The sequence below is a fragment of the Halomonas sp. HP20-15 genome (assembly GCF_033446685.1).
GTDB lineage: Bacteria > Pseudomonadota > Gammaproteobacteria > Pseudomonadales > Halomonadaceae > Modicisalibacter.
The window spans coordinates 59619-80966 of the sequence record NZ_JAWQLY010000012.1 but is presented as its reverse complement, the minus strand read 5'-3'; the positions used below and the strand labels follow the sequence as shown (position 1 = coordinate 80966).

Genomic DNA, 21348 nt, shown 5'->3' with positions numbered 1-21348 from the left:
GCCTGAAACGTATAACCGTTGCGGTGGAGCATTCGACCATGCAGAGGAACCATGAACGCGAGCGTTGACCAGGCCCATCGATTGATCGGGGCGCGGCTGCGCGACCCGCGGCGGCGCTGCGTAGGGCGTGTCGTCGGCGTCGACCAGACCCGCGAGGCACCCGCCCTGCTGGTCGTCTGGGAGGGCCAGTCGCAGGCACAGCGTGCCGAGTTGACGCCGCATGACTTGCACGAGCTGGTGCTGGCCTGTGTCGCTCCCACTAGGCCGGCATGCGCTGAGAGGGATACCGACGAGGAATCGACGCCCGCCGTGACGCCATGGCGGCGCACGGCAGGCGACTAGAATGCCTCTGGGAAGCTGCGACGCGGTATACAAGGAACTCACGTGGGGGCCGCAAGGCATGCCGGCATCGTCATTGCAACTACTGCCGCGTTTCATGGATGCGCTATTGGGCGCATCGCCCGCCGTGGTGTACGCCACCGATCGCGACTGGTGGCTGGGACGGCTGCATTACCTGGGGGCCAATATCGCCGATCTCAGCGGTCTCGAGCGACAGGCGTTGCGCGAGCGACCGCAGTTGTGGCTCGAGCGGCTCGACGTTGAGACCCGGGACACGCTGCTGGCACGCCTCGACGAGGCGCGCCGCACTGGCAAGCGCCATCTGAGCCTGCATTATTCGTTGACCCACCGCGACGGCAGCGTCCATCACCTGCAGGACGACATCGCGCTGCATTGTGATGAGCATGGCGAGGTGACCGAGCTGGTCGGCTCGCTGGTCGATGTCACCGAGCGCCAGGCCCTGCTCGAGCGTTTCGCCAAGCTGGGCGAGCAGCTGCCGGGAGCGCTCTACCAGTGTCGCCTGAGCGCTGGCGGCGAGCTGAGTTTCCCGTTCGTCAGCGCCGGCGCCCAGCGTCTCTTCGGGCTGCCGGCGCGAGCCGTCATGAACGATGCCTCGGCGGCAATCGGACGCGTCCATCCCGACGACCTAGAGGGCCTGTGGCATAGCGTGCATCGCAGCGCCCGGCGGCTGAGCGTCTGGCGGTATGAGTTCCGCTATCGCCATCCCGACGGTCATCCACGCTGGGTCCAGGGTCGCGCGACTCCCGAGCGTCAGGTCGATGGCAGCGTGCTGTGGCACGGCTTCTGCGAGGACGTCACGCTACGCAAGCAGGCCCAACTGGCGCTGGTCGACAGCGAGCGTCGCTACCGTTTCATCGTCGAGAACGTCAGCGATCTGATCCTGCTGATCGACGCCGACGGCTTGTGCCGCTTCGTCTCGCCCTCGGTCGAGCGCATCCTCGGTCATGCCCCCGATACGCTGCAGTTACGCGCGCTGCTCGAGTTGTTGCCGCCCGATGACGCGCCACACGTGCAGCGGCGTATCGCCGAAGCGATAGCCAGCGACCATGGGGCGCAACTCGAAATGCGGGTGCGCCATGCTCGGGGGCACTATGTCTGGCTGGAGGTCGGCTGTTCGCCCTACATGAACTCACTCAACGGTCAGCATGACTGGCTTTTGGCCGTCGCCCGCGACATCACCGAGCGCAAGCAGCGCGAGGTCAAGCTGCACGAGCTATCGACCACCGACAGCCTGACCGGCGCGCTCAATCGCGGCGCCTTCCTGGGCTGCCTGCGCGGCGAGCTGGAGGGCGTCGGCAGCCGTGACACCCGGCTATCGCTGGTGTACTTCGACATCGACCATTTCAAGGCGATCAATGATACTTGGGGACACGCCGCCGGTGACCTGGTGCTTGCCAGCGTGGGGGAGATCTGCCGCAGCACGCTGCGCGCCGACGATCTCTTCGGCCGCATCGGCGGTGAGGAGTTCGCGCTGATGCTGGATGGCCAGTCGCTGGTCGAGGCGGCTATGCTCGCCGAGCGGCTGCGACGCAAGTTCGAGAACGTACGCGTCGAATTCCATGGCCAGTGGCTCAATTTCACCGTCAGCTTCGGCGTCGCCGAGCGCCGCGACGATGAACCGCCCGACGCGCTCATGCATCGTGCCGACATGGGCTTGTACGAAGCCAAGCACCAGGGCCGCAACCGGGTTCAGCAGGCACTGGCCGAGTGGCGTGCGACACTAGAGTCCGTGCAGTCAAGCAAAGACCAAAAATGAGGAAACCTATGCGCACCCTGTTCAAGCTGATGTGGTTGATTCCCGCGCTGGCCGTTGCCCCGCTGGCGATTGCCCAGGAAGCGACCGGCGAAGCGGCCGCACCCACCGTGACCATCGATCAGGGGCCGCGGGTCCAGGGCGAGGTCTTCGAATACTCGACCGGCGGCAAGACCTACCAGGGCTACCTGGCGCGCAACGTCGCCGACCCCGAGCCGCGCCCGGCGGTGTTGATCGTCCACGAGTGGTGGGGCCTCAACGATTACGTCAAGCACCGGGCCGATCAGCTGGCTGCGCTGGGCTTCGTCGCCCTGGCGGTCGACATGTACGGCAACGGCCAGGCCACCAGCCACCCCGACGAAGCGGGCGAGTTCTCCAGCCGGGTGATGCAGGACTGGCCGACGGCGCGCGCGAGTCTCGAGGCGGCGATGGCCAAACTGCGCGAAAACCCGGCGGTCGATGGCGATCATATCGCGGCGATCGGCTACTGCTTCGGCGGTGGGGTGGTGATGAACATGGCGCTGGCCGGCATGCCCATCGAGGCCGCGATCAGCTTTCACGGCAGCCCCACTCAGGCGGTCGACAAGCCGCAGCCCTTCGATGGCATCGTCCAGCTGCACAACGGCGCCGACGATCCTCTGGTCAAGCGTGACGCGCTGAAGGCCATGGCCGCCAAGCTCAAGAGCCAGGGCGCCACTATCAAGGTGATCAACTATCCGCAGGCCAAGCATGCCTTCAGCAATCCCGACGCCACTGAAATAGGCGAAGAGAACGGCCTGCCGCTGGCCTACAATGCCGCGGCGGATGCCGCCTCCTGGCAGGCCGCGCTGCTGGCGCTGGACAAGGCGCTCAACGGGAACTGATGCGGGGCACTCCCGACTAGCGATACGGCTCCACGATTTTCGCTTCTCCCGGCCCGCTCGCCGCAACCCGGCGGCGGGCCGGTCGCGAGTGCCAAAGATGCTGGCTAGACGGTGAACGCCATGATGCCGAACACGGTCAGCATGAAGCCGCCGAACAGCAGCAATCCACCCAGCGCCAACACGATCATCAGGTAACCGATGATCAGTGCGGCCAGTGCCCAGCTGTCGCCGCGTTCGCCGCTGCGGCGAATTCGATGGCGGGCGAGGTGGCCGCAGACCACACCGGCGACGGCCGCGGGGGCGACGAACACCGACAGCACGCTGAGCGCGAAAGCGGCAATGGCCATCAGGTTGGTGGCGTCGGCGGTGGCGGGTGGCGTGGTCGTGGGGCGTCGGTCCATGGCTTGGCTCTCTTTATGCTTCGCGCTCATTGTGACTTCGCTCGCGCGGCGTTGACCGCGCGCGTCGTGGATGGCGATACCTTATCACTAGCGGACGCAAAGACAGGCGTACAACATGCGCCCGTTATCGGCGCAGTGCGACGACAGGGAGGATGGGATGCAGTTCGAGGTCGAGACGATCGAGGCCATGGAACAGGCGCCGGTAGCGGGCTGGAATGCGCTGGTGCCGGCCGATCAGCCCTTTTTGCGTCATGAATTCCTCTATGCCCTCGAAGCCAGCGGGGCGGTGAGTCCGGCGAGCGGCTGGATGCCGCAGCACTTACTGGTCCGGGTCGGCGGCGAACTCGTCGCCGCGTTGCCGCGCTATCGCAAGGATCACTCCTATGGCGAGTACGTCTTCGACTGGGCCTGGGCGGACGCCTGGGAGCGCGCCGGTGGCGCCTACTATCCCAAGGGCCTGACGGCGATTCCCTTTACGCCGGTGCCCGGCCCGCGGCTGCTGACCTCGGTTGCCCTCGATGCGTCCCAGCGGCGAACGGTAATCGCGGCGCTGGCCGGGCATTGCTGCGACGATGCGCTGTCCAGCTGGCACCTGCTGTTCGCCGAGGACGACGAGGTCGACGACTGGCTGGCGGTGTGTCCCGAACTGCTCGAACGCCAGGCGGTGCAGTTCCAGTGGCGGGATCGCGGCTTCGGCGACTTCGAGGGGTTTCTCGCCGCGATGAGCGCCAAGCGTCGCAAGGAGGTGAAGCGCGAACGTCGGCGGGTCGCCGAGCAGGGCCTGACGATGCGCCGGCTTTCCGGCCAGGCGATCGACGCGGCCGCGCTGGAGCATTTCTATCGCTGCTACCAGATGACCTATTTCGAGCGCGGCCAGCAGCCCTACCTGACGCTGGACTTCTTTCGCCGCCTGCGCGAGACGATGCCCGATGCATTGCTGCTGATACAGGCACTTCACGGCGAACGACCGGTCGCCGCCGCGCTGTGCCTGCAGGGCAGCGATACCCTCTATGGTCGCTACTGGGGCAGCGAGGTCGAGGCCGACTGCCTGCATTTCGAAACCTGCTACTACCAGGGCATCGAGCACTGCCTGGCCAACGCCCTGACGCGCTTCGACCCCGGCACCCAGGGCGAGCACAAGCTCAGCCGCGGATTCGCGCCGCGCCGGCTGCGTTCGTTGCATCATATCGTTCATCCCGATTTTCGCCGCGCCGTCGCCCGTTTCTGTGCCGAGGAGCGCGCGCATGTCGCGGCCTATCACCTGGCCGCCGAGGCCCGCCTACCGTTTCGCCGCGATTGAGCGCCACGGCGACCCGCTCTCTGGCCGAGCGGGAGGCGCTCGCTGTAGCATGCATCCGAGGCTTGTGAGGATCGACCGACATGGATTTTCTGTTCGAAGCTGCCGTGCTGCTGGGCGCGGCGATCATCGCCGTACCGCTGTTCCAGCGCCTGGGGTTGGGCTCGATTCTCGGTTACCTGGCTGCCGGACTGGTGCTCGGTCCGTCGATCACCGGCTTCATCGCCGAGCCGGAAACGGTGCTGCACTTCGCCGAGTTCGGGGTGGTGATGCTGCTGTTCCTGATCGGCCTGGAACTCGAACCGGCACGCTTGTGGACCATGCGCAAGCGCCTGCTGGGGCTGGGCAGCCTGCAACTGGCAGGCTGCGCGGCGCTGCTGACACCGCTCGGGTTGGTACTGGGGCTGACCCTCGAAGTGTCGGTCCTGCTCGGCCTGATCCTGGCGCTGTCATCGACCGCCTTCGCGCTGCAGGTGCTCAACGAACGCCACCAATTGGCCAGCCCTCACGGTCAGGCGGCGTTCGCCATCCTGCTGTTCCAGGATCTGGCGGTCATCCCGCTACTGGCGCTGTTGCCGCTGTTCGCCAACGAGATCAGCGTCGCCTCGGGCGATACCTGGATCCAGGTGCTGCGGGGCGTCGGCATGGTCGTGGCTGCGATCGTCTTCGGCCGGCTGGTGTTCCCGCGGGTGCTGGCCTTCGTCGCCCGTAGCGAGGTCCATGAAGTGTTCACCGCCGCGGCGCTATTCATGGTGCTGGGCATGGCGCTGGTCATGGAATGGGCCGGTCTGTCGATGGCGCTGGGTGCCTTCCTGGGGGGCGTGCTGCTGGCCGATACCGTCTATCGTCACGAGCTGGAAGCCAATATCGAGCCCTTCAAGGGCCTGCTGCTGGGGCTGTTCTTCATCGCCGTGGGCATGTCGGTGAATCTGGCCCTGGTCTTCGACAATCTATTCTGGGTGCTGGGCATCACGCTCGGCCTGCTAATCGCCAAGCTGATCGTGATCGCGCTGGTGGGGTTGGCGGCACGCCTGCCCAAGCCCGAGATACCGCGCCTGGCGGCGGCCATCGCCCAGGGTGGCGAGTTCGACTTCGTGCTGCTGACCGCCGCGGTCAGCGCCGGGGTATTCGAGGCGCGCATCGCCAGCCTGTGCGTCGCCGCGGTGACGCTGACCATGGCGTTGACGCCGTTTCTCTATCAGGCCGGCGAGCGCCTCGGCAATCGTTTCAAGGACAAGCGTCCGTTCGATGGCGATTTCGGCGAACAGACGCCGCCGGTACTGATCGCCGGGTTGGGGCGTTTCGGCCAGATGGTCGCCCGCGTCCTCAAGACCCAGGACATCAGCTTCACCGCGCTCGATCCCAACATCCGTCAGGTCGAGTTCATTCGCCGCTTCGGCTCTCAGATCTATTACGCCGATGCGTCGCGTCCGGATCTGCTGCGCGCCGCCGGCGCCGAGCAGGCCCGGGTGCTGGTGATCGCCGTCGACGACGTCGAGATCACCACGCGCATCGCCCGTATGGCGCGTGACCATTTCCCCGAGCTCAAGATCTTCGCCCGGGCGCGCAACCGCCATCATGCCTGGCAATTGATGGAGCTCGGCGTCGAGGCGGTGGTCCGCGAGACCTTCGCGGCGAGCATGGAGATGAGCCTGGAAGTACTCAAGGGCGTGGGATATCCCAGTTCCAACGCCATGGACGCGGTGCGCACCTTCCGCGACTTCGACAACAAGCTGCTCAAGGATTCCTACGAGATTCGCCATGACGAAGAGTCGCTGGTCGCCAACGAGCGGGCGGCGATGGCGGAGCTGAGTTCGCTGTTCCAGAAGGAGCTCAACGACAGGGCCAGCCATGGCTCGCTGCATGGCGATACGCCCGGCGTCGCGCGCAGCGAGCCGGAAGTCAACTGATACGCACGAACGCACCGACGACAACCAGGAGGAGCCATGACACGTCCGGATTGGCTGGCGCGCCTCGCGGCACTCGGTATCGTTGCGCGCGGCGAGCCCCAGCCGCTGGCGGGCGGTGACATCGCCGCGGTCTGGCGATTGGCGACCGCCCAGGGCGAGCTGGTGGTCAAGCAGGATGACGCCGAGACGCTGGCGGCGGAGGCCGACGGCCTGCGCGCGCTGCGCGAGGCCGGCAGCTCGCTGATCGTGCCGGAGGTGGTCGCGCTCGACGGCGACCTGCTGATCATGGAGGCGCTGGATAGCGTGCCGAGCGGCCGCCGGGGCGAGGCGCAACTGGGTGAGGGTCTGCGCGAACTGCACGCGGTGACCGGCACCAGTCATGGCTGGTCGGGCGACAACCGCTGCGGTCCCACGCCGCAACGCAACACGCCGTGCAGCGACGGTCGGGTCTTTCAGCGCGAGCATCGCCTGCTGCCGCTGGGCGAGGCCTGCTTCGAGCGCGGCCTGCTCGATGCCGCCGGCCTCGACGCCCTGAACGACATCGCCCAAGGCCTGGAGGAGTGGCTGCCCGATACACCGCCGAGCCTGGTGCACGGCGATCTATGGTCGGGTAACGTGCTGCATACCGCGCGCGGCCCGGCGATCATCGACCCTGCCGTCTACCGGCATTATCCCGAGGTCGACCTGGCGATGCTGACGCTGTTCGGCGCGCCTGGGGCGGCCTTCTTCGAAGCCTACTGGGACGGTGACGAGCCGAGCGACTGGCCGCGCCGGCAGACGCTGTTCCAGCTCTACCCGCTGCTCAACCACCTGCTGCTGTTCGGCGCCGGCTATCGCAGCGCCGTGATGCGCAGCATCGCCGAGCTCGCCTGAACGCCGGGTTGGCTAGCTTGGCCTGGCTAACCGGCGTCGTGGCGCATCAACTCGAACAGGGTGTCGACGATCGGCCCGCCGCGTTCGCGCAACGAGTGATTCTGGGGATCGCGCAGCCAGTCGTGAAACAGCCCGCCGAGACAACACTGCAGCAGCTCGGTGGCCATCTCCGGCGATAGCGTCGCTTTCAACTGATCGTACTGCGCGGCCTGCTGGAACTTCTCGAGCATCGCGCCGAAGCACTCGCGGCTCAGGCGGCGCTGCATCTCCAAAGGATCGATGTCGCTGAAGAATTCGCAGCGATGGATGAGGATCGAATGGATGCGCTGATAGCTGGGCTGCTCCAGGCGCTGGAAACTCTCGTGACAGGCCAGGCGGATGCACTCCAGCGGCGAGGCGTTGCCATGAGCGGCCTCGATATCTTCGGTGAGCTCCTCGAAGGGTAGCCGCACGCGTTCGAGCAGGGCGTGGAACAAATCCGCCTTGTTCTTGAAGTGCCAATAGACCGCGCCGCGGGTCATGCCGGCGTGACGGGCGATCTGCTCGAGCGAGGTGCGTGCGACACCCTTGTCGTGAAACAGCGATTCGGCGGCGTCGAGCAGGGCCTCGCGTGTGGCTTCGGCTTCGGCTTTGGTGCGTCTGGGCATGGCGCGTGCGTGCTCTGGGTTCGAAATGGGGAAGCTTTTTTGAAGTCATCTTAACGTAACGGGCGAGTGTTTACATTCACTGGTGTATGGTTGTAGGCTTCCGGCCAACTGAGACAAGACTAAGGGATAATACGATGCGTATACCGGTGAGCGCGGGTCGCTCGGGCTGGGTGTGGCTGTTAGTTCTGGCGCTGGGCCTGGCCGGCTGTGGCGAGGATGCCGCGCAGCAGGCGGGCGGCGGTCAGCAGCAACAGCCGCCGCTCAAGGCGCAGGTGCTGGAACTCGAACCGCGCGATCTGCCGGTCGACAAGCAGTACTCGGCGCTGTTGCGCAGCGAGCAGCAGGTCGATGTGATGGCGCGGGTCACCGGTGTGCTGCAAGAGCGCCAGTTCGACGAAGGCGCCCACGTCGAGAAGGGCCAATCCTTGTTCGTCATCGAGCCGGATCGCTATCAGGCGGTGGTCAGCCAGCGCAAGGCCGATCTCGAGAGCGCCGAGGCCGAGCTGTATCGCGCCCAGCGCAACTGGGAGCGCTACCAGCGCCTCTACCAGCAGAATTCGGTCAGCCAGCAGCAGCGCGACGAGGCGCGTGCCGACCTGCTCGCCGCCCAGGCGGCGGTCGCTCAGGCCCAGGCGGCACTGAACGATGCCCAACTGGATCTCGATTACAGCACCGTCGAGGCGCCGGTCGCAGGCCAGATCAGCTTGAGCGAGGTCAACGTCGGCAATCTGGTCCAAGCCCCCCAGATGCTCGCCACCATAACGCCATTGAAGACGTTGCAGGCGCGTTTCTCGCTGCCACCCGAGGATGCCATGGCGATCCGCATGCAGCGCCGTGCGAGTGACGAGTCGCGGCCGATCACTCCGGTCGCCTCGTCGCGTGGCGGGCTGGGCGACGACCGCCTGAGCGGCGAATTGAGCTTCCTCGGTTCGCGGGTCGACCGGGACACCGGTACCGTCCAGGCACAGGCGACCTTCGACAATCCCGATGCGCTGTTCCTGCCCGGCCAGTTCGTGCGCTTGACTCTCGACGGGCTGGTCCTGCCGGACCTGCTGGCGGTGCCCGAGATCGCCGTCACCGAAGGCCGCGAGGGGCCGCAGGTCTCTATCGTCGACGCTGACGGAAAGGCCAAGCCGTTGACGGTCGAACTGGGCGAGCGCTCGGGGGCGTGGATCGCCATACGCAGCGGCCTAGAGGCCGGCCAGCGGGTGGTCGTCAGCAATGTGCCCAGCGCCCAGCCGGGTCGGGCGATCGAAGCGCAGCCCTTCGACGGCAAGGCGGATAGCACGCCGCCGCCGACCCAGCAGCAGAAGCAGAGCCAGCAGCAAGCCCAGAGCGCGCGAAACGGTTCGCAGAAGAGCGCTCGAGAGGGCGCCTCTCAAGCGGGCGGCAGCCAGGCTGGCGACAATGCTGAAGAGGCCAAGGGCTGATGAATATATCGAGTTTCTTCATTCGCCGTCCGGTCTTCGCCACCGTGCTGTCGATCGTCATCATGATCGCCGGGGCGATGGCCCTGCGCGTGCTGCCGGTCGAGCAGTACCCGCAGTTGGTGCCGCCCCAGGTCCAGGTCAGCGCCACCTATCCCGGGGCCAGCGCTCAGACCATTTCGGAAACCGTGGCGGCGCCGCTCGAGCAGGCGATCAACGGCGTCGACAACCTGCTCTACATCAACTCGACCAGTGCCGATAGCGGGGCCTTGTCGTTGTCGGTGACCTTCGCCATCGGCACCGACCCCGACCAGGCGACGATCGACGTCAACAACCGCGTCCAGCAGGCCATGGCGCAGTTGCCCAGCGTCGTCCAGCAGCAGGGCGTGCAGGTCCAGAAGCGTTCGTCGAGCATCCTGCAGGTGGCCACGCTGTCGTCGACCAACGGCGAATACGACCCGGTGTTTCTCAGCAACTATGCGCTGGTCAACGTCATCGACGCGCTCAAGCGCACCCAGGGAGTCGGCAACGCCCAGCTGTTCGGCGCCAAGGATTATTCGATCCGTGTGTGGCTCGACCCGGCGAAGATGGCCGATTACGACATCACCTCAAGCGAGGTGGCCGACGCCATCAGCCAGCAGAACGCCCAGTTCCCGGCCGGCAAGCTGGCCGCCGAGCCGATGCAGGACCCGCGCCCGTATACCTTCACTATTACCACCGAGGGGCGCTTCACCAGCGTCGAGCAGTTCCGCAACATCCTGCTGCGTACCGACGAAAGCGGTGGTTCGCTCAAGCTCGGCGACGTCGCGCGGGTCGAGCTGGGCGCTCAGGATTACTCGTTCGTCGGTCGGCTGAACAACCAGCCCACCGTGCCGATCGGCATCTTCCTGCAGCCGGGGGCCAACGCCCTGGAGACCGCTGCGGCGGTCAACGAGACCCTGGAACGGCTCTCGGCGAACTTCCCCGAGGGCATGGAATATGCCATTCCCTACGACACCACCGAGTTTGTCAGGCTGTCGATCGAGGAGGTCGTGCACACCTTCGTCGAGGCGCTGGCGCTGGTGGTGTTCGTGGTGTTCGTGTTCCTGCAGAAGTGGCGCGCGGCGATCGTGCCGATCATCGCCGTGCCGATCTCGATTGTCGGCACCTTCGCCGGCATGTACCTGCTTGGCTATTCGATCAACCTGCTGACGCTGTTCGGGATGATCCTGGCGATCGGGATCGTCGTCGACGATGCGATCATCGTCATCGAGAACGTCGAACGGATCATGGAAGAGGAGGATGTCTCGGCCAAGGAGGCCGCGCTCAAGGCGATGAGCGAGATCTCGGGGCCGATCGTCGCGGTCACCCTGGTGATGGCCGCGGTGTTCATTCCTGTGGCGTTCCTGGGCGGGATCTCCGGCCAGCTGTACAGTCAGTTCGCGATCACCATCGCCATCTCGGTGCTGATCTCGGCGGTCGTCGCCCTGACTCTGTCGCCGGCGATGTGCGCGCTGTTCTTGAAACCCCACGACAAGCAGCCGGCGGCGCCTTTCCGCTGGTTCAACCGGGTCTTCGAGCGGGCTACCCGCGGCTATCTCGCCGGCGTGAGCTTCATGATCAAGCGCGCGCTGCTCGGCGTGGTGCTGTTCCTGGGCTTCTGCGCCATCACCGCGCTGCTGTTCACGCGGCTGCCCAGCGGACTGGTGCCTTCCGAAGACCAGGGCTTCTACCTGGCGATCACCCAGCTCCCGGCGGCCTCGTCGCTGCAGCGCACGGACACCTTCAACCAGGCGGTCGTCGACGACATCCTCGACTTCGACGGGGTCAAGAGCGTGGTCTCGTTCGCCGGTTACGACATCCTCGCCAGCGCTCAGCTACCCAACGCCGGGGTGGCCTTCGTGACCCTCGAGGATTGGGCCAAGCGTGAGGCCACCGCCCCCGAACTCGTCGGCCGGACGATCCAGATGGGCGCCCGGCATCCCGAGGGCCGGGTGATCGCCTTCAACCCGCCGCCGATCCAGGGCATGTCGACCACCGGCGGTTTCGAGGGCTTCCTGCAATCCACCGAGGGCGCCACGCCGCAGCAGATCGAAGCCAGCGCGCAGGCGCTGGTCAAGGCCGCCAACCAGCGTCCGGAGCTGTCGCAGGTGCGTACCACCATGAGCACCCAGGTGCCGACCTACAGCGCCACGGTGGATCGCGACAAGGCACGCAGCATGGGGCTCTCGCTGGATGACGTCTACGCCACCATGCAGAGCACCTTCGGTACGCTGTACGTCAACGATTTCACGATGTTCAGCCGTAACTTCCAGGTCAACCTGCAGTCGGAGGGCGAATACCGCGATACGCCGGACGATCTGGGCAAGATCTACGTGCGTGCCGATAGCGGCGAGATGGTGCCGCTGTCCAGCGTGGTGACGATGAAGCGTAGCCAGGCGCCGAGTATCATCCAGCGCTTCAACCTGTTCCCGGCGGCCAAGATCCAGGGTCAGCCCGCCGACGGGTACAGCTCCGGTCAGGCCCTCGCGGCGATGCAGGAGGTGGCCAGCGAAGCGGTCGGCGACGGCTACCAGCTGAGCTGGACCGGTGAGGCGTACCAGCAGCAGAGTTCCTCGGGCAACTCCACGCTGGCATTCGTCTTCGGCGTGGTGATGGTGGTGTTGATCCTCGCCGCGCAGTACGAGCGCTGGTCGCTGCCGCTGGTGGTCATCACCGCGGTGCCGTTCGCCATGCTCGGGGCGGTGCTGGCGATGTACCTGCGTGGCCTGGCCGGCGACGTCTACTTCCAGGTCGGCCTGCTGGTGCTGATCGGGCTGGCGGCCAAGAACTCCATTCTGATCGTCGAATTCGCCGTCGAGCAGCGCCAGGCCGGCAAGGGCATCGTCGAATCGGCCAAGGAGGCCGCGCGGTTGCGTTTCCGGCCGATCATCATGACCTCGTTCGCGTTCATCGTCGGCGTCATTCCGCTGGCCATCGCCTCCGGGGCGAGCTCGGCGAGCCGCCATTCGATCGGGACCGCGGTGATCGGCGGGATGCTCGGCGCCACGCTGATCGCGATCTTCTTCGTGCCGATGTTCTTCATGCTGGTGATGCGCTTCGAGGACTGGTTCGATCGCAAGCGTGGCAAGTCCATCGCGGACGGCAACGCCAGCCAGCCGGCAAGCGACAGTCCGGGCCACTGACAGGCCATGGCGATACCCGACCAAAGCCAAGGCCCCCGGGTCTTGGCTTTGTCGTGATCAGGCGTCAGGCTTGCTGATCGCGAAGGCCATTACTTAGGGAGATGACATGCCGGGCAGGGCGCTTCTCAAACGGCTGGGCGGGATGATCGTGGTATGCCTGGGGCTGGCGTTTTCCGCCGCGGCGGCGGGCCAGGGGCTATCGCTCGGCGCCTTGACCGGGGGCGGCGGCACCGCCGAGGGCGACAAGGCGCAGGCCGACCCCGAGCGGTTGCGCGAATCGCTGGATAGCGTGATCGCCACGCTCGAAAACGACGCGCGCCGCGCCGACCTGCTGAGTCAGCTCAAGACGCTGCGCGAGAGCACCGGAGCGCTCAAGGCGGGCGAGGAGGGCGATTCGCCCCAAGGCCTGCTGGGGGCGCTGGCCGACTCGTTCACCGACCTCGGCGAGCAGGCCGGCACCGGCCATTCGCCATTGGACGTCTGGGCGCAACGCGCCCAGCGCGCCGCAGACGATACCGCCGAACTGGTCGAGTCGATGGGGCGTATCGAGCTGATGCGACAAAGCGCCGAAGCGGCCGTACTGCTGGCGGTGTGGTTCGGCCTGCTGTCGCTGCTGATGGGCGCCGGTCGATTGCTGGCGCGTCGTCGCGACTGGCCGTTGACGCTGCCCCCCGAGCCCCGCGCTTGGCTGCTGGTCGTGCATTTCCTGCGCAAGGTCGTGCCCTGGATCCTCGCTTTCGTGGTGATGCTGGCCAGCCTGCGCTGGCTCTCGGCGCCCACCCCGGCCCGCGCCACGGTGCTGGTCATCGCCTACGTGGCGCTCTGCGGACGGATCCTGTCGACGGTATTCGATGTGGTGATCTCGGTATTCACCCGTGGGCACCGCCGGGTGGCGGTCGCCATCCTGCGCCAGCAGGCGCCGCGCCGGCTGTTCGTGATCGGCGCGCTGGCCGCCTTCGGCGATGCGGTCAACAGCGAGCGGCTGACGACGATGCTCGGCGGCGACCTGGCCAGCTGGCTGTCGGTGCTCGCCAACGTGCTCGCCGGGGTGATGAGCGGGGCGCTGGTGATCCGTCTGCGCCGACCGGTCAAGCATCTGATCCGCAACCGGCCCTATGCCGAGCGCCGCGATCAGAGCTCGCTGCGCGATCTGGCCATCATGCTGGGCAACTACTGGCACATTCCCGCGCTGCTGCTGATCGGCGTCTCGCTGGCGGCGATCTTCGTCTCGGCCGGCGAGGCCGACGGCGCCTTCACCCGGGCGATCCTGTGCGCCGCGCTGCTGGTGCTGACGCTGGTCACCAGCGGCGGCTTGCGCCGCCATGCCGAGCGGGTCGGCGCGATCAAGCGCACCTCGCAGTACCGCCGCCGGCTCAAGCGCTTCTTCTCGACCCTGGCGCAGTTCTTGTGCTGGGTGCTGTTCGCCGAACTGTCGCTGCGCATCTGGGGCTTCTCGCTGCTGGGAATCGGCGACGAGGGCGCGATCAGCGCACGCATCGGCCAGGCGTTGCTGCGCATCGGAGTGACCGTGCTGCTGGCCTGGCTGGTGTGGATCTTCGCCGATACCGCCATTCAGCGGGCGCTGCGTAGCGCCTCCGGCACGCGCGGGCGGCGCATCAACAGCACCCGCGCCCAGACCATCACGCCGATGGTCCGCAACGTGGTGTTCTTCACCATCCTGGTGATCGCCTCGATCGTCGGGTTGGCCAATCTCGGCGTCAACGTCACGCCGCTGCTCGCCGGGGCCGGGGTGATCGGCCTGGCGATCGGCTTCGGCGCGCAGACGCTGGTCCAGGACCTGATCACCGGGCTGTTCATCCTCATCGAGGATTCGCTGTCGATCGACGACTTCGTCGACGTCGGCGGACACATGGGCACGGTCGAGGGGCTCAGCCTGCGCACCGTGCGACTGCGCGATCTCGATGGCATCGTGCACATCATCCCGTTCAGCCAGATCAAGGGCATCCAGAACTTCGCCCGCGAATTCGGCATCGCCCTGCTGCGCATTCGCATCCCCCACAACATGCCCATCGACGACGCTATCGCCCTGGTCCGCGAGGTCGCCGACGCCCTGCGTCAGGACCCGATGATGCGCCATCACATCTGGTCGGCGCTCGAGCTGCAGGGCGTCGAGAGCTTCGATCAGGGCGCGGCGATCCTGCGCGTGCGCATGCGTACCAGCCCGCTGATGCAGTGGGACGTGGCGCGGGCCTTCAACCTGCGCCTCAAGCAGCGCATGGACGGCGAGGGCATCGACCTGTCGCTGCCCCGGCTCAGCGTGATGTTCGAGAATCCGCCCTACGGGGGCGCCGGCGAGGGCGGCGCGGTTCACGGTCCGTCCGCCGCCGCGGCGCGGACCATGACCACCCCGGGCGAGACCTCCCGGGCCCAGGAGAGCGCCCAGGAAGGCGAGGCGCCCCAGTAGTCGCGGTTCAGGCGGCGGGCGACAGCACCCATTCGCGAAAGGCGCGCATCGGTTCGCTGAGATGGCGATGCTGCGGCATGAGCAGCGAGAGTCGCCCCCGACTCGGTAACGAGTGCGGCATGGCGCGAACCAGCGTGCCCTGGTCGAGTTCGGCGGCCAGCAGCCGCGTCCAGCCCAGCGTCACCCCCTGGCCGGCCAGGGTGGCATTCATCAGCAGTTGGAAGCTGTTGGCGCGCAGGGTGTGGGCGGGGGGATGCCAGTCGAGCGCCAGCGAGTCATACCAGAGCTCCCAGGTCAGCCAGTCGTGGTAGTGATCCTCGACCACCATCAGCGTGTGGCGGGCGAGTAGATCGCGGGGACCGCCCACGCCGCCCTGGCGCTCCAGGTAGACCGGGCTGCAGACCGCGGCCACCTCCTCGTGATCGAAGATCGCCTCGACGTTCAGGCCGGGCGGATCGACCTCGTGCGGCACGTGGTAATAGATGCCGAGGTCGAACTCCGCCAGATCGAGGCGGTGGGGGTCCTCGACGGTGAGAATGCGAATCTCGATATCGGGGTGGGCGCGCTGGAAATCGGGCAGTTGCCGCGCCAGCCAGATCGAGGCGATGGTCGGGCTCGAGGCCAGCGTGAGCTGATGATCGCCGCTGCGCCGCCGCAGGCGTGCCGTTTCGTCGCGTAGCTCCCGCAGCATGCCCTGGACGACACGGAAGTAGTGCTCGCCGGCGGGCATCAGGCGCAGGCCGTCGTGATGGCGCTCGAACAGCGGGCGGCCGAGATCCTCCTCCAGGCGCTTGATCTGCCGGCTGACCGCGCTCTGGGTCAAATGCAGTTCGCTGCCCGCCTGGGTGAAGCTGCAGTGGCGGGCGGCGGCCTCGAAGGCACGCAGGCAGGCCAGGGGAGGAAGCGCATCGCGAGTAGACATGAAAGCATCCGGGGCCGAGTTCTCTCGGCTCCGGAGCATAGCACGCGGCGCGCCGAAAACCGCGGTCGTTCGGCGGTTCACGGCTAGATCGCCGTGCGCGGGATTACCCGTTCCCAGCGCTTGTCGCTGATCAGTGTCTCGCCCTCGTGCGCCAGCTGCTCGGCACGCAGGTAGAAGGCGGTCTCGTCGCAGTGCAGGTGATAGCGGCTGGTCACTTCCACCGCGAACTGCCCGGTACCTTCGTCGCGGCTGGCGCGGTAGACCCACTCGATATCCGCGTGCGTGCGCGTAGCCTCGTCGGGGTGGCTGGTATACACCTCTTTCGCCTTCTGCTCGACGCGCAGGCCATGATCCTCGAAACGGACATCGCCCATGTCGTCCTCGATCGTCACCGTCACTTCGCCGCTGCCGACGTCCTCGCTGATGGTGCGCTTGGGTTGACCGGCGCGCAGGGTCTCGACGCGACAGGGCGTGGCGCTCTCCGGCGGCTCGAACGGCATCGGGATATAACCGGCCTGCGACAGCGGCAGCTCGAGCGTCGGCGTGCCGGCCAGCAGGGTCAGGTCAGCGCGCCTCGCTGGCGACCACATCAACGGGAAGCTGGCGCTGGATAGCGCCACACGCAGACGGTGGCCCTTCGGCAGGCGATAGCCGATCAAATCCAGCGCCACGCGCACCTCCATCGGTTCGCCCGGGACCGGTGGCGTGACCGTACCCGGATCGTCACGCAAATTGAGATTGAGCGTACCGTAGGTGATCAGCGCGCTCTCGCCGCTGGGCGCGACGTCGCACAGGCGCACGTGGAACTGACCGCACTCCTCGGCGCTGGCGAGCGTCGCGGCAATCGTCGGCTGACCGAGAATGTCGAGCCCGTCGCGGTAGGGCGCGGAATCGAAGGTCAACGACAGGCCGTCGTCGCGGCGCTGATCCGGCGGGAAGTCGGCGCCGAACCACAGCGGAATGTACTCGCCCTGCAGCGTGCCGGCGGTCAGCGGCGAAGCGATCAGCCGGTCTCGGCTTAGCCGGGTATCGGCGGCAAGGCCATGATCGCCAAGGATGAGCGTGGTCGTGTCGATCTCGTCACTGGGCGCCGGCCAGCCGTGGGTGCGTACCCATTGGCCGGGGCGCTCGAGATACTTGGGCGCCGGCGGCACGCCGTCCTGCAGATAGAAGGTGCACTCGGGCTCGTCCATGATGCCGGTGTCGACGTCTTTGAGCCAGTAGTCCCACCAGCGCAGCGCCTCCTGCAGGAAACCGATCGCCGGGTCCGGGATCGCGAAATGCGGGTACTTGTGCATCCACGGTCCCAGCAGCGCCTTCCTGGGGCAGGAAAGCCTCTCCATCATGCGCGGGATCGTATTGATGTACGAATCCCCCCAGCCGCTGATCATATAGACCGCAGCCTGGATATCTTCATAGTTCTCGCCAATGGAACCATGACGCCAATAGTCATCTCGGTGCTGGTGGCCCAGCCAGTTTTCGGCCAGCAGCGGCATGTTGTCGAGCCGATGCTTCCACATCTCGCGCCAGCGCTCGCCGACCAGCGCCGGATCGGGCACGGCGGCGGAAAAGCTCAGCATGGTCGCCGCCCAGCCGAGATTCTCCAGCAGCATGTTGCCGCCCTTGTAGTGGATATCGTCGGCGTAGCGATCGTCGGTGGAGCACAGCGTGATGATCGCCTTGAGCGGCTTCGGGCGTAGCGCGGCAACCTGCAGGCCGTTGAAGCCGCCCCAGGAGATGCCCATCATGCCGAGCTTGCCGTCGCACCAGGGCTGGCTGGCGATCCAGTCGATCACTTCCAGGGCGTCGGCCTGCTCCTGTGGTGCGTACTCGTCGAGCATCAGGCCGTCGGATTCGCCGTTGCCGCGCATGTCGACGCGCACGCAGGCATAGCCGTGGCCGGCAAAGTAGGGATGCGTCAGCTCGTCGCGAATCGCCGTGCCGTCTCGCTTGCGATACGGCAGGTATTCGAGGATCGCCGGGACCGGCCGGGTTTCGGCGTCCTCGGGTAGCCAGATTCGCGCGGCCAGGCGGGTGCCGTCGTCCAGCGTTATCCAGGTGTTGTCGATTTCACGCACGCGGTGCGGGAAGTCCCGTTTGATCTTCATGCGTCGTCCTTGACAGTGCGGGAGGGTGTCGGCACGGCCTCGAGCCGCGCGGGATGCTTGAGCCAGACCCACAGCGAGCCGGTGGCCAGCAGCACGATCAGCATGGCGGGTAGCCCGCCGAGGTTGGAGAGCATCTTCACGCCATCGATACCCACGAAGCTGACCATCACCCAGGAAACCACGCCGACGATCACGCCCCAGATCACCTTCATGGCGATGCCGGCGTTGAGATCGGAGTCGGCGGTCAGCCCGCGGGTGCAGAGGTTGCCGATGGCGTCGGTCTGTGAGTCCGCCGCGGTGACATAGGAGATATAGGCGATGAACAGCAACAGCGGAATCCACACCTGCGAGAACGGCAGTTGGCGGAACAGCTCGTAGAGCACGTTTTCGACGCCGCGGTCATTGAGGATGGCGTAGAGATCGGCGCCGGCATCGGTCTGCCCCAGTTGGGACTGAAAGTAGAGCGCGGTACCGGAGAAGATCAGGATCCACACGCTGGCGAACAGCGCCGGGTAGAGCAGGTTGACGCGCAGGAACTCGCGCACGGTGTAGCCCCGCGAGATCTTGCCCAGGAAAAGGGCCGCCACCGGTGCCCAGGCGAACCACACCGCCCAGTAGAAGATCGACCACCACTGCGGCCATTGGTCGTTGCCGGCGGCGCCGGTGAACAGGCTCTTGGTGAAGAAGTTGTCGAGATAGACCCCGAACGACTCGACGCCCAGCGCCAGACAGAAGACGGTCGGCCCGACGATGAACATGAACACGCCGAGAATCAGCAGCAGAACGGCGTTCAGCGACGACAGCCGGGCGATCCCCTTCTGCAGACCACTGGCCGCGGAAACGACGAAGGTCACCACGATGATGGCGATGATCACGCCGAGTCGCAGCGGGCTGGTCTCGCCGCCGAGGTATTGGCCCGCGCCGCCCGCCAGCGTCAGCGCGCCGGTACCGAGAGAAGACGCCATGCCCGCTACCAGCGCATAGAGCGAGACCGCATCGATCAGACCACCGAAGCGCTTGACCTTGGGTCCGAAGATCGGCTCCAGCATGCTCGAGATCGAAAAGCGCAGGCGCAGGTTGTAGAAGGCCAGGGCGAAGATCAGCGCCGGCACGGCGTACACCGCATAGGGCGTGAACGACCAGTGTAGGAACATGGTCGACATCGCGAACAGCATGGCGTCGCTCGAACCCGCTTCCAGGCCACTGGAAGCGGGCGGACCCATGTAATGATAGAGCGGCTCGGCGGTGGTCCAGAACAGCACGCCCACCGCCAGCGTGGTACACAGCGTGATCGAGAACCAGCGCAGCCGGGAAAGCAGCGGCGTGGCATCCTGGCCGCCGATGCGGATACGACCAAGCGGGGAGAAGTAGACGATTACCGCCATGATCAGCAGGTACAGGCTACCCAGGCTGAACAGCCACGAAAAGTTGGTCAGGACCGCGTCGTTGAGCGCGCTGGCGGTCGCCAGAAACGCGTCCAGGTCGATATAGCTGGTGACCACTGCCGCCAACAGCACAAGGAAAGTCGGCCAGAATACGAGCGGCCGTAGCGAAGTCTGCATCGTTCATCTCCGTTATCGTTATTTTGCGGCGCATGCGCCGCCGGCATGGCGGGCCACTCTAACGCTCTGAACGAGGGGATTCCCAACGCAAGCTGGGAATGAGGCCATGCGTGCAGCGCATGGCGGCGGCCGGTCGCTTAGCCGCTCGGCGGGATGGTCGAGTCTCTTTCCCGCGCAGCGCGGGGGAGGGGCAGGCGCGTGTCGGCTCAGCCGAGCCAGCGGCCGGCGAGGAATCCCCCGGCGGCGATGAGGGTGAAACCAGCGATGATCAGCCAGGGCAAAAGACGCCGCCAGCGCGTCAGCCGCGCCTGGCCGACGACCGCGGCGTCGAGCTTGGCGACCAGCTCGTCGTGGCGCGACTGGGCGAGGTCGGGCGCCAGCGAGAAATCGTTGGCGACGCTGCCCAGCCAGTGCGCGCCGTGGGTCAGCCCCAGTCGCGCTCGCAGACGGCCCAGTTCGCTGAGCATGCCGTGCAGGCCGTCGTAGGCTTCGCGTCGTGCGCCGACGCTGAGCACCGCGGCGGCGTCGGCCTTCAGGGCGCTGTTGTCGCAGGCGTCGATGGCCGCGCCGATCGTCGTGTCGTCGGCGGTCGGTTCGACCCCCAGGCGTTTATACAAATCGCGCATCTTGCATCAAATACTCATAGGCGTTCTTGATTCGCTGGAAGCGTTGCGAGGCGGTCGCCATGCGCCGCTCACCGTGGCTGTAGAAGCGATCCGGATGATGGGTCTGGGCGAGCCGCCGGTAGGCTTTCTTGATGTCGCTGCGGGTCGCCTTGGCGTCGAGCCCGAGGACGTGGAGTGCGCGCAGCGAGCGATCGCCCGGCGGAGGCGGGTCATTGCGGTAGCGTTCGTCCCGGTCCCCGGCGCCCTGCCGGTAAGAGTGGCGCTGGTAGGCATGCTCCTCGCGCTCACGGTGCTCTTCATGCTCCCTGCGCTGGCGCTCGGCCTGCTCGTCGCGCTGGCGTTGCCGCGAGTACTGCTGTTCGCGCTCGCGTTCGCGTTCGCGTTCGCGGGCCTGTTCGCGCTGGGACTGTTGCTGGCGGGTATGTTCGCGGGACTGCCAGTAATCGGCGCGGCTGGGGTCTTCGGGGCTTTCCAGCGCGCGTCCGGCGACCTCCTGAAAAAGCTGGGCGAAGGCCGCCGGGGCGACGCCCAGCAGGTCGGCGAGAAAGCGCAGGACATGATTGTTGCTGGCGGCCAGTTGGCCGTTGCTGGTGGCCAGGCCGATGGCCTGGCGCAGGAACGGAAACGACTGCTCGTTCCACCAGTCCTTCTGCAGCACTTCGGCGGCCAACTGGATGGCGCTCATGTCCTGGGCGCCGGCGATCTCGATCAGCGGTGCCAGGTCATGACCGTGACGAAAGCCGGCGGCCAGGGTTTCCAGGTAATGCTTGTCCTCGGGCAGCACGTTGCCCTTGCTGACCATCACCCAGGCCAGCAACAACAGAGCGGCGGTGTCCGTCTGGTTGCGGCTCTTGAGCAGCAGCAGCTCGAACGGCGAAAAACGCGCTGAGACCATCGACGACTCCGAGCGGATTGCAGAGTGGGACGAGCGAATGACGGAAGGCCGAGTATACCCAAGTGCTGCGTTGGATGGGCGGGAAGGCCCTGCGCCGATGGTCTCACGCAGTGCC

General features: G+C 66.5%; 16 protein-coding genes. 9 read left to right on the top strand and 7 right to left on the bottom strand.

Annotated features, from left to right (window positions below):
* The first annotated feature begins 51 nt into the window (after positions 1–51).
* Genes R6258_RS15360 through R6258_RS15350 form a run of 3 tightly spaced genes read left to right on the top strand, consistent with a single transcriptional unit; the run spans position 52 to position 2976 of the window.
* On the top strand, positions 52–342 hold the full coding sequence (locus tag R6258_RS15360) for a hypothetical protein (RefSeq protein WP_318452508.1): 291 nt from the start codon (positions 52–54) through the stop codon (positions 340–342).
* Position 343: 1 nt separating this feature from the next.
* A complete protein-coding gene (locus R6258_RS15355) occupies positions 344–2116 on the top strand; it encodes a diguanylate cyclase (RefSeq protein WP_318452504.1) in 1773 nt (590 codons plus the stop codon).
* An 8-nt stretch (positions 2117–2124) separates the two neighbouring features.
* Positions 2125–2976, top strand: coding sequence for a dienelactone hydrolase family protein (locus R6258_RS15350; RefSeq protein ID WP_318452500.1), 852 nt, complete (start codon positions 2125–2127; stop codon positions 2974–2976).
* A 104-nt stretch (positions 2977–3080) separates the two neighbouring features.
* On the opposite strand, the gene R6258_RS15345 is transcribed toward R6258_RS15350, so the two are convergent.
* Positions 3081–3377 carry a DUF4190 domain-containing protein gene (locus R6258_RS15345; RefSeq protein ID WP_318452495.1) on the bottom strand — a complete coding sequence of 99 codons (297 nt, stop codon included), beginning with the start codon at positions 3375–3377 and terminating at the stop codon, positions 3081–3083.
* Positions 3378–3534: 157 nt separating this feature from the next.
* Between R6258_RS15345 and R6258_RS15340 the strand changes: the two genes are divergently transcribed.
* The 3 genes from R6258_RS15340 (at position 3535) to R6258_RS15330 (ending at position 7457) form a co-directional block, all read left to right on the top strand.
* Positions 3535–4677, top strand: a complete 1143-nt coding sequence (locus tag R6258_RS15340) for a GNAT family N-acetyltransferase (RefSeq protein ID WP_318452489.1) — start codon at positions 3535–3537, stop codon at positions 4675–4677.
* An 80-nt stretch (positions 4678–4757) separates the two neighbouring features.
* Positions 4758–6584 carry a monovalent cation:proton antiporter-2 (CPA2) family protein gene (locus tag R6258_RS15335; RefSeq protein ID WP_318452487.1) on the top strand — a complete coding sequence of 609 codons (1827 nt, stop codon included), beginning with the start codon at positions 4758–4760 and terminating at the stop codon, positions 6582–6584.
* A 36-nt stretch (positions 6585–6620) separates the two neighbouring features.
* Complete coding sequence (locus R6258_RS15330; RefSeq protein ID WP_318452486.1) at positions 6621–7457, top strand: fructosamine kinase family protein; 837 nt, start codon at positions 6621–6623, stop codon at positions 7455–7457.
* Positions 7458–7483: 26 nt separating this feature from the next.
* Here R6258_RS15330 and R6258_RS15325 read toward each other — a convergent pair whose 3' ends face one another.
* Positions 7484–8104 (bottom strand): TetR family transcriptional regulator, encoded by a 621-nt coding sequence (locus tag R6258_RS15325; protein WP_318452484.1) that lies wholly within the window; start codon positions 8102–8104, stop codon positions 7484–7486.
* 134 nt (positions 8105–8238) lie between these two features.
* Here R6258_RS15325 and R6258_RS15320 point away from each other — a divergent pair, with 134 nt between their 5' ends.
* The 3 genes from R6258_RS15320 to R6258_RS15310 all read left to right on the top strand — a co-directional run bounded on the left by R6258_RS15320 (position 8239) and on the right by R6258_RS15310 (position 15120).
* A complete protein-coding gene (locus R6258_RS15320) occupies positions 8239–9534 on the top strand; it encodes an efflux RND transporter periplasmic adaptor subunit (protein WP_318452482.1) in 1296 nt (431 codons plus the stop codon).
* Positions 9534–12695, top strand: a complete 3162-nt coding sequence (locus R6258_RS15315) for a multidrug efflux RND transporter permease subunit (protein ID WP_318452478.1) — start codon at positions 9534–9536, stop codon at positions 12693–12695. Before R6258_RS15320 ends, R6258_RS15315 begins: the two co-directional genes overlap by 1 nt.
* Before the next feature lie 106 nt (positions 12696–12801).
* On the top strand, positions 12802–15120 hold the full coding sequence (locus tag R6258_RS15310) for a mechanosensitive ion channel family protein (protein ID WP_318452472.1): 2319 nt from the start codon (positions 12802–12804) through the stop codon (positions 15118–15120).
* Between the two features lie 7 nt (positions 15121–15127).
* Here the strand turns inward: R6258_RS15310 and R6258_RS15305 are convergent, their stop codons facing one another.
* The 5 genes from R6258_RS15305 to R6258_RS15285 all read right to left on the bottom strand — a co-directional run bounded on the left by R6258_RS15305 (position 15128) and on the right by R6258_RS15285 (position 21233).
* Positions 15128–16042, bottom strand: a complete 915-nt coding sequence (locus R6258_RS15305) for a LysR substrate-binding domain-containing protein (RefSeq protein WP_318452470.1) — start codon at positions 16040–16042, stop codon at positions 15128–15130.
* 83 nt (positions 16043–16125) lie between these two features.
* Positions 16126–18150 (bottom strand): CocE/NonD family hydrolase, encoded by a 2025-nt coding sequence (locus tag R6258_RS15300; RefSeq protein WP_318452467.1) that lies wholly within the window; start codon positions 18148–18150, stop codon positions 16126–16128.
* Positions 18147–19712: a BCCT family transporter gene (locus R6258_RS15295; protein WP_318452459.1), complete on the bottom strand. Its 1566-nt coding sequence runs from the start codon at positions 19710–19712 to the stop codon at positions 18147–18149. Before R6258_RS15295 ends, R6258_RS15300 begins: the two co-directional genes overlap by 4 nt.
* Before the next feature lie 206 nt (positions 19713–19918).
* Positions 19919–20338 carry a hypothetical protein gene (locus tag R6258_RS15290; protein WP_318452458.1) on the bottom strand — a complete coding sequence of 140 codons (420 nt, stop codon included), beginning with the start codon at positions 20336–20338 and terminating at the stop codon, positions 19919–19921.
* The gene (locus R6258_RS15285; RefSeq protein WP_318452456.1) at positions 20322–21233 is read right to left on the bottom strand and encodes a DnaJ domain-containing protein; all 912 of its coding nucleotides are present in this window, start codon (positions 21231–21233) and stop codon (positions 20322–20324) included. The genes R6258_RS15290 and R6258_RS15285 overlap by 17 nt, the downstream gene beginning before the upstream one ends.
* Between the last annotated feature and the right edge of the window lie 115 nt (positions 21234–21348).

What these genes read in the sequence shown, in the direction of transcription:
- R6258_RS15360 (WP_318452508.1), top strand. Translation starts at nt 52, where the DNA reads ATGAACGCGAGCGTTGACCAGGCCCATCGATTGATCGGGGCGCGGCTG.
- R6258_RS15355 (WP_318452504.1), top strand. Translation starts at nt 344, where the DNA reads ATGCCTCTGGGAAGCTGCGACGCGGTATACAAGGAACTCACGTGGGGG.
- R6258_RS15350 (WP_318452500.1), top strand. Translation starts at nt 2,125, where the DNA reads ATGCGCACCCTGTTCAAGCTGATGTGGTTGATTCCCGCGCTGGCCGTT.
- R6258_RS15345 (WP_318452495.1), bottom strand. Translation starts at nt 3,377, where the DNA reads ATGGACCGACGCCCCACGACCACGCCACCCGCCACCGCCGACGCCACC.
- R6258_RS15340 (WP_318452489.1), top strand. Translation starts at nt 3,535, where the DNA reads ATGCAGTTCGAGGTCGAGACGATCGAGGCCATGGAACAGGCGCCGGTA.
- R6258_RS15335 (WP_318452487.1), top strand. Translation starts at nt 4,758, where the DNA reads ATGGATTTTCTGTTCGAAGCTGCCGTGCTGCTGGGCGCGGCGATCATC.
- R6258_RS15330 (WP_318452486.1), top strand. Translation starts at nt 6,621, where the DNA reads ATGACACGTCCGGATTGGCTGGCGCGCCTCGCGGCACTCGGTATCGTT.
- R6258_RS15325 (WP_318452484.1), bottom strand. Translation starts at nt 8,104, where the DNA reads ATGCCCAGACGCACCAAAGCCGAAGCCGAAGCCACACGCGAGGCCCTG.
- R6258_RS15320 (WP_318452482.1), top strand. Translation starts at nt 8,239, where the DNA reads ATGCGTATACCGGTGAGCGCGGGTCGCTCGGGCTGGGTGTGGCTGTTA.
- R6258_RS15315 (WP_318452478.1), top strand. Translation starts at nt 9,534, where the DNA reads ATGAATATATCGAGTTTCTTCATTCGCCGTCCGGTCTTCGCCACCGTG.
- R6258_RS15310 (WP_318452472.1), top strand. Translation starts at nt 12,802, where the DNA reads ATGCCGGGCAGGGCGCTTCTCAAACGGCTGGGCGGGATGATCGTGGTA.
- R6258_RS15305 (WP_318452470.1), bottom strand. Translation starts at nt 16,042, where the DNA reads ATGTCTACTCGCGATGCGCTTCCTCCCCTGGCCTGCCTGCGTGCCTTC.
- R6258_RS15300 (WP_318452467.1), bottom strand. Translation starts at nt 18,150, where the DNA reads ATGAAGATCAAACGGGACTTCCCGCACCGCGTGCGTGAAATCGACAAC.
- R6258_RS15295 (WP_318452459.1), bottom strand. Translation starts at nt 19,712, where the DNA reads ATGCAGACTTCGCTACGGCCGCTCGTATTCTGGCCGACTTTCCTTGTG.
- R6258_RS15290 (WP_318452458.1), bottom strand. Translation starts at nt 20,338, where the DNA reads ATGCGCGATTTGTATAAACGCCTGGGGGTCGAACCGACCGCCGACGAC.
- R6258_RS15285 (WP_318452456.1), bottom strand. Translation starts at nt 21,233, where the DNA reads ATGGTCTCAGCGCGTTTTTCGCCGTTCGAGCTGCTGCTGCTCAAGAGC.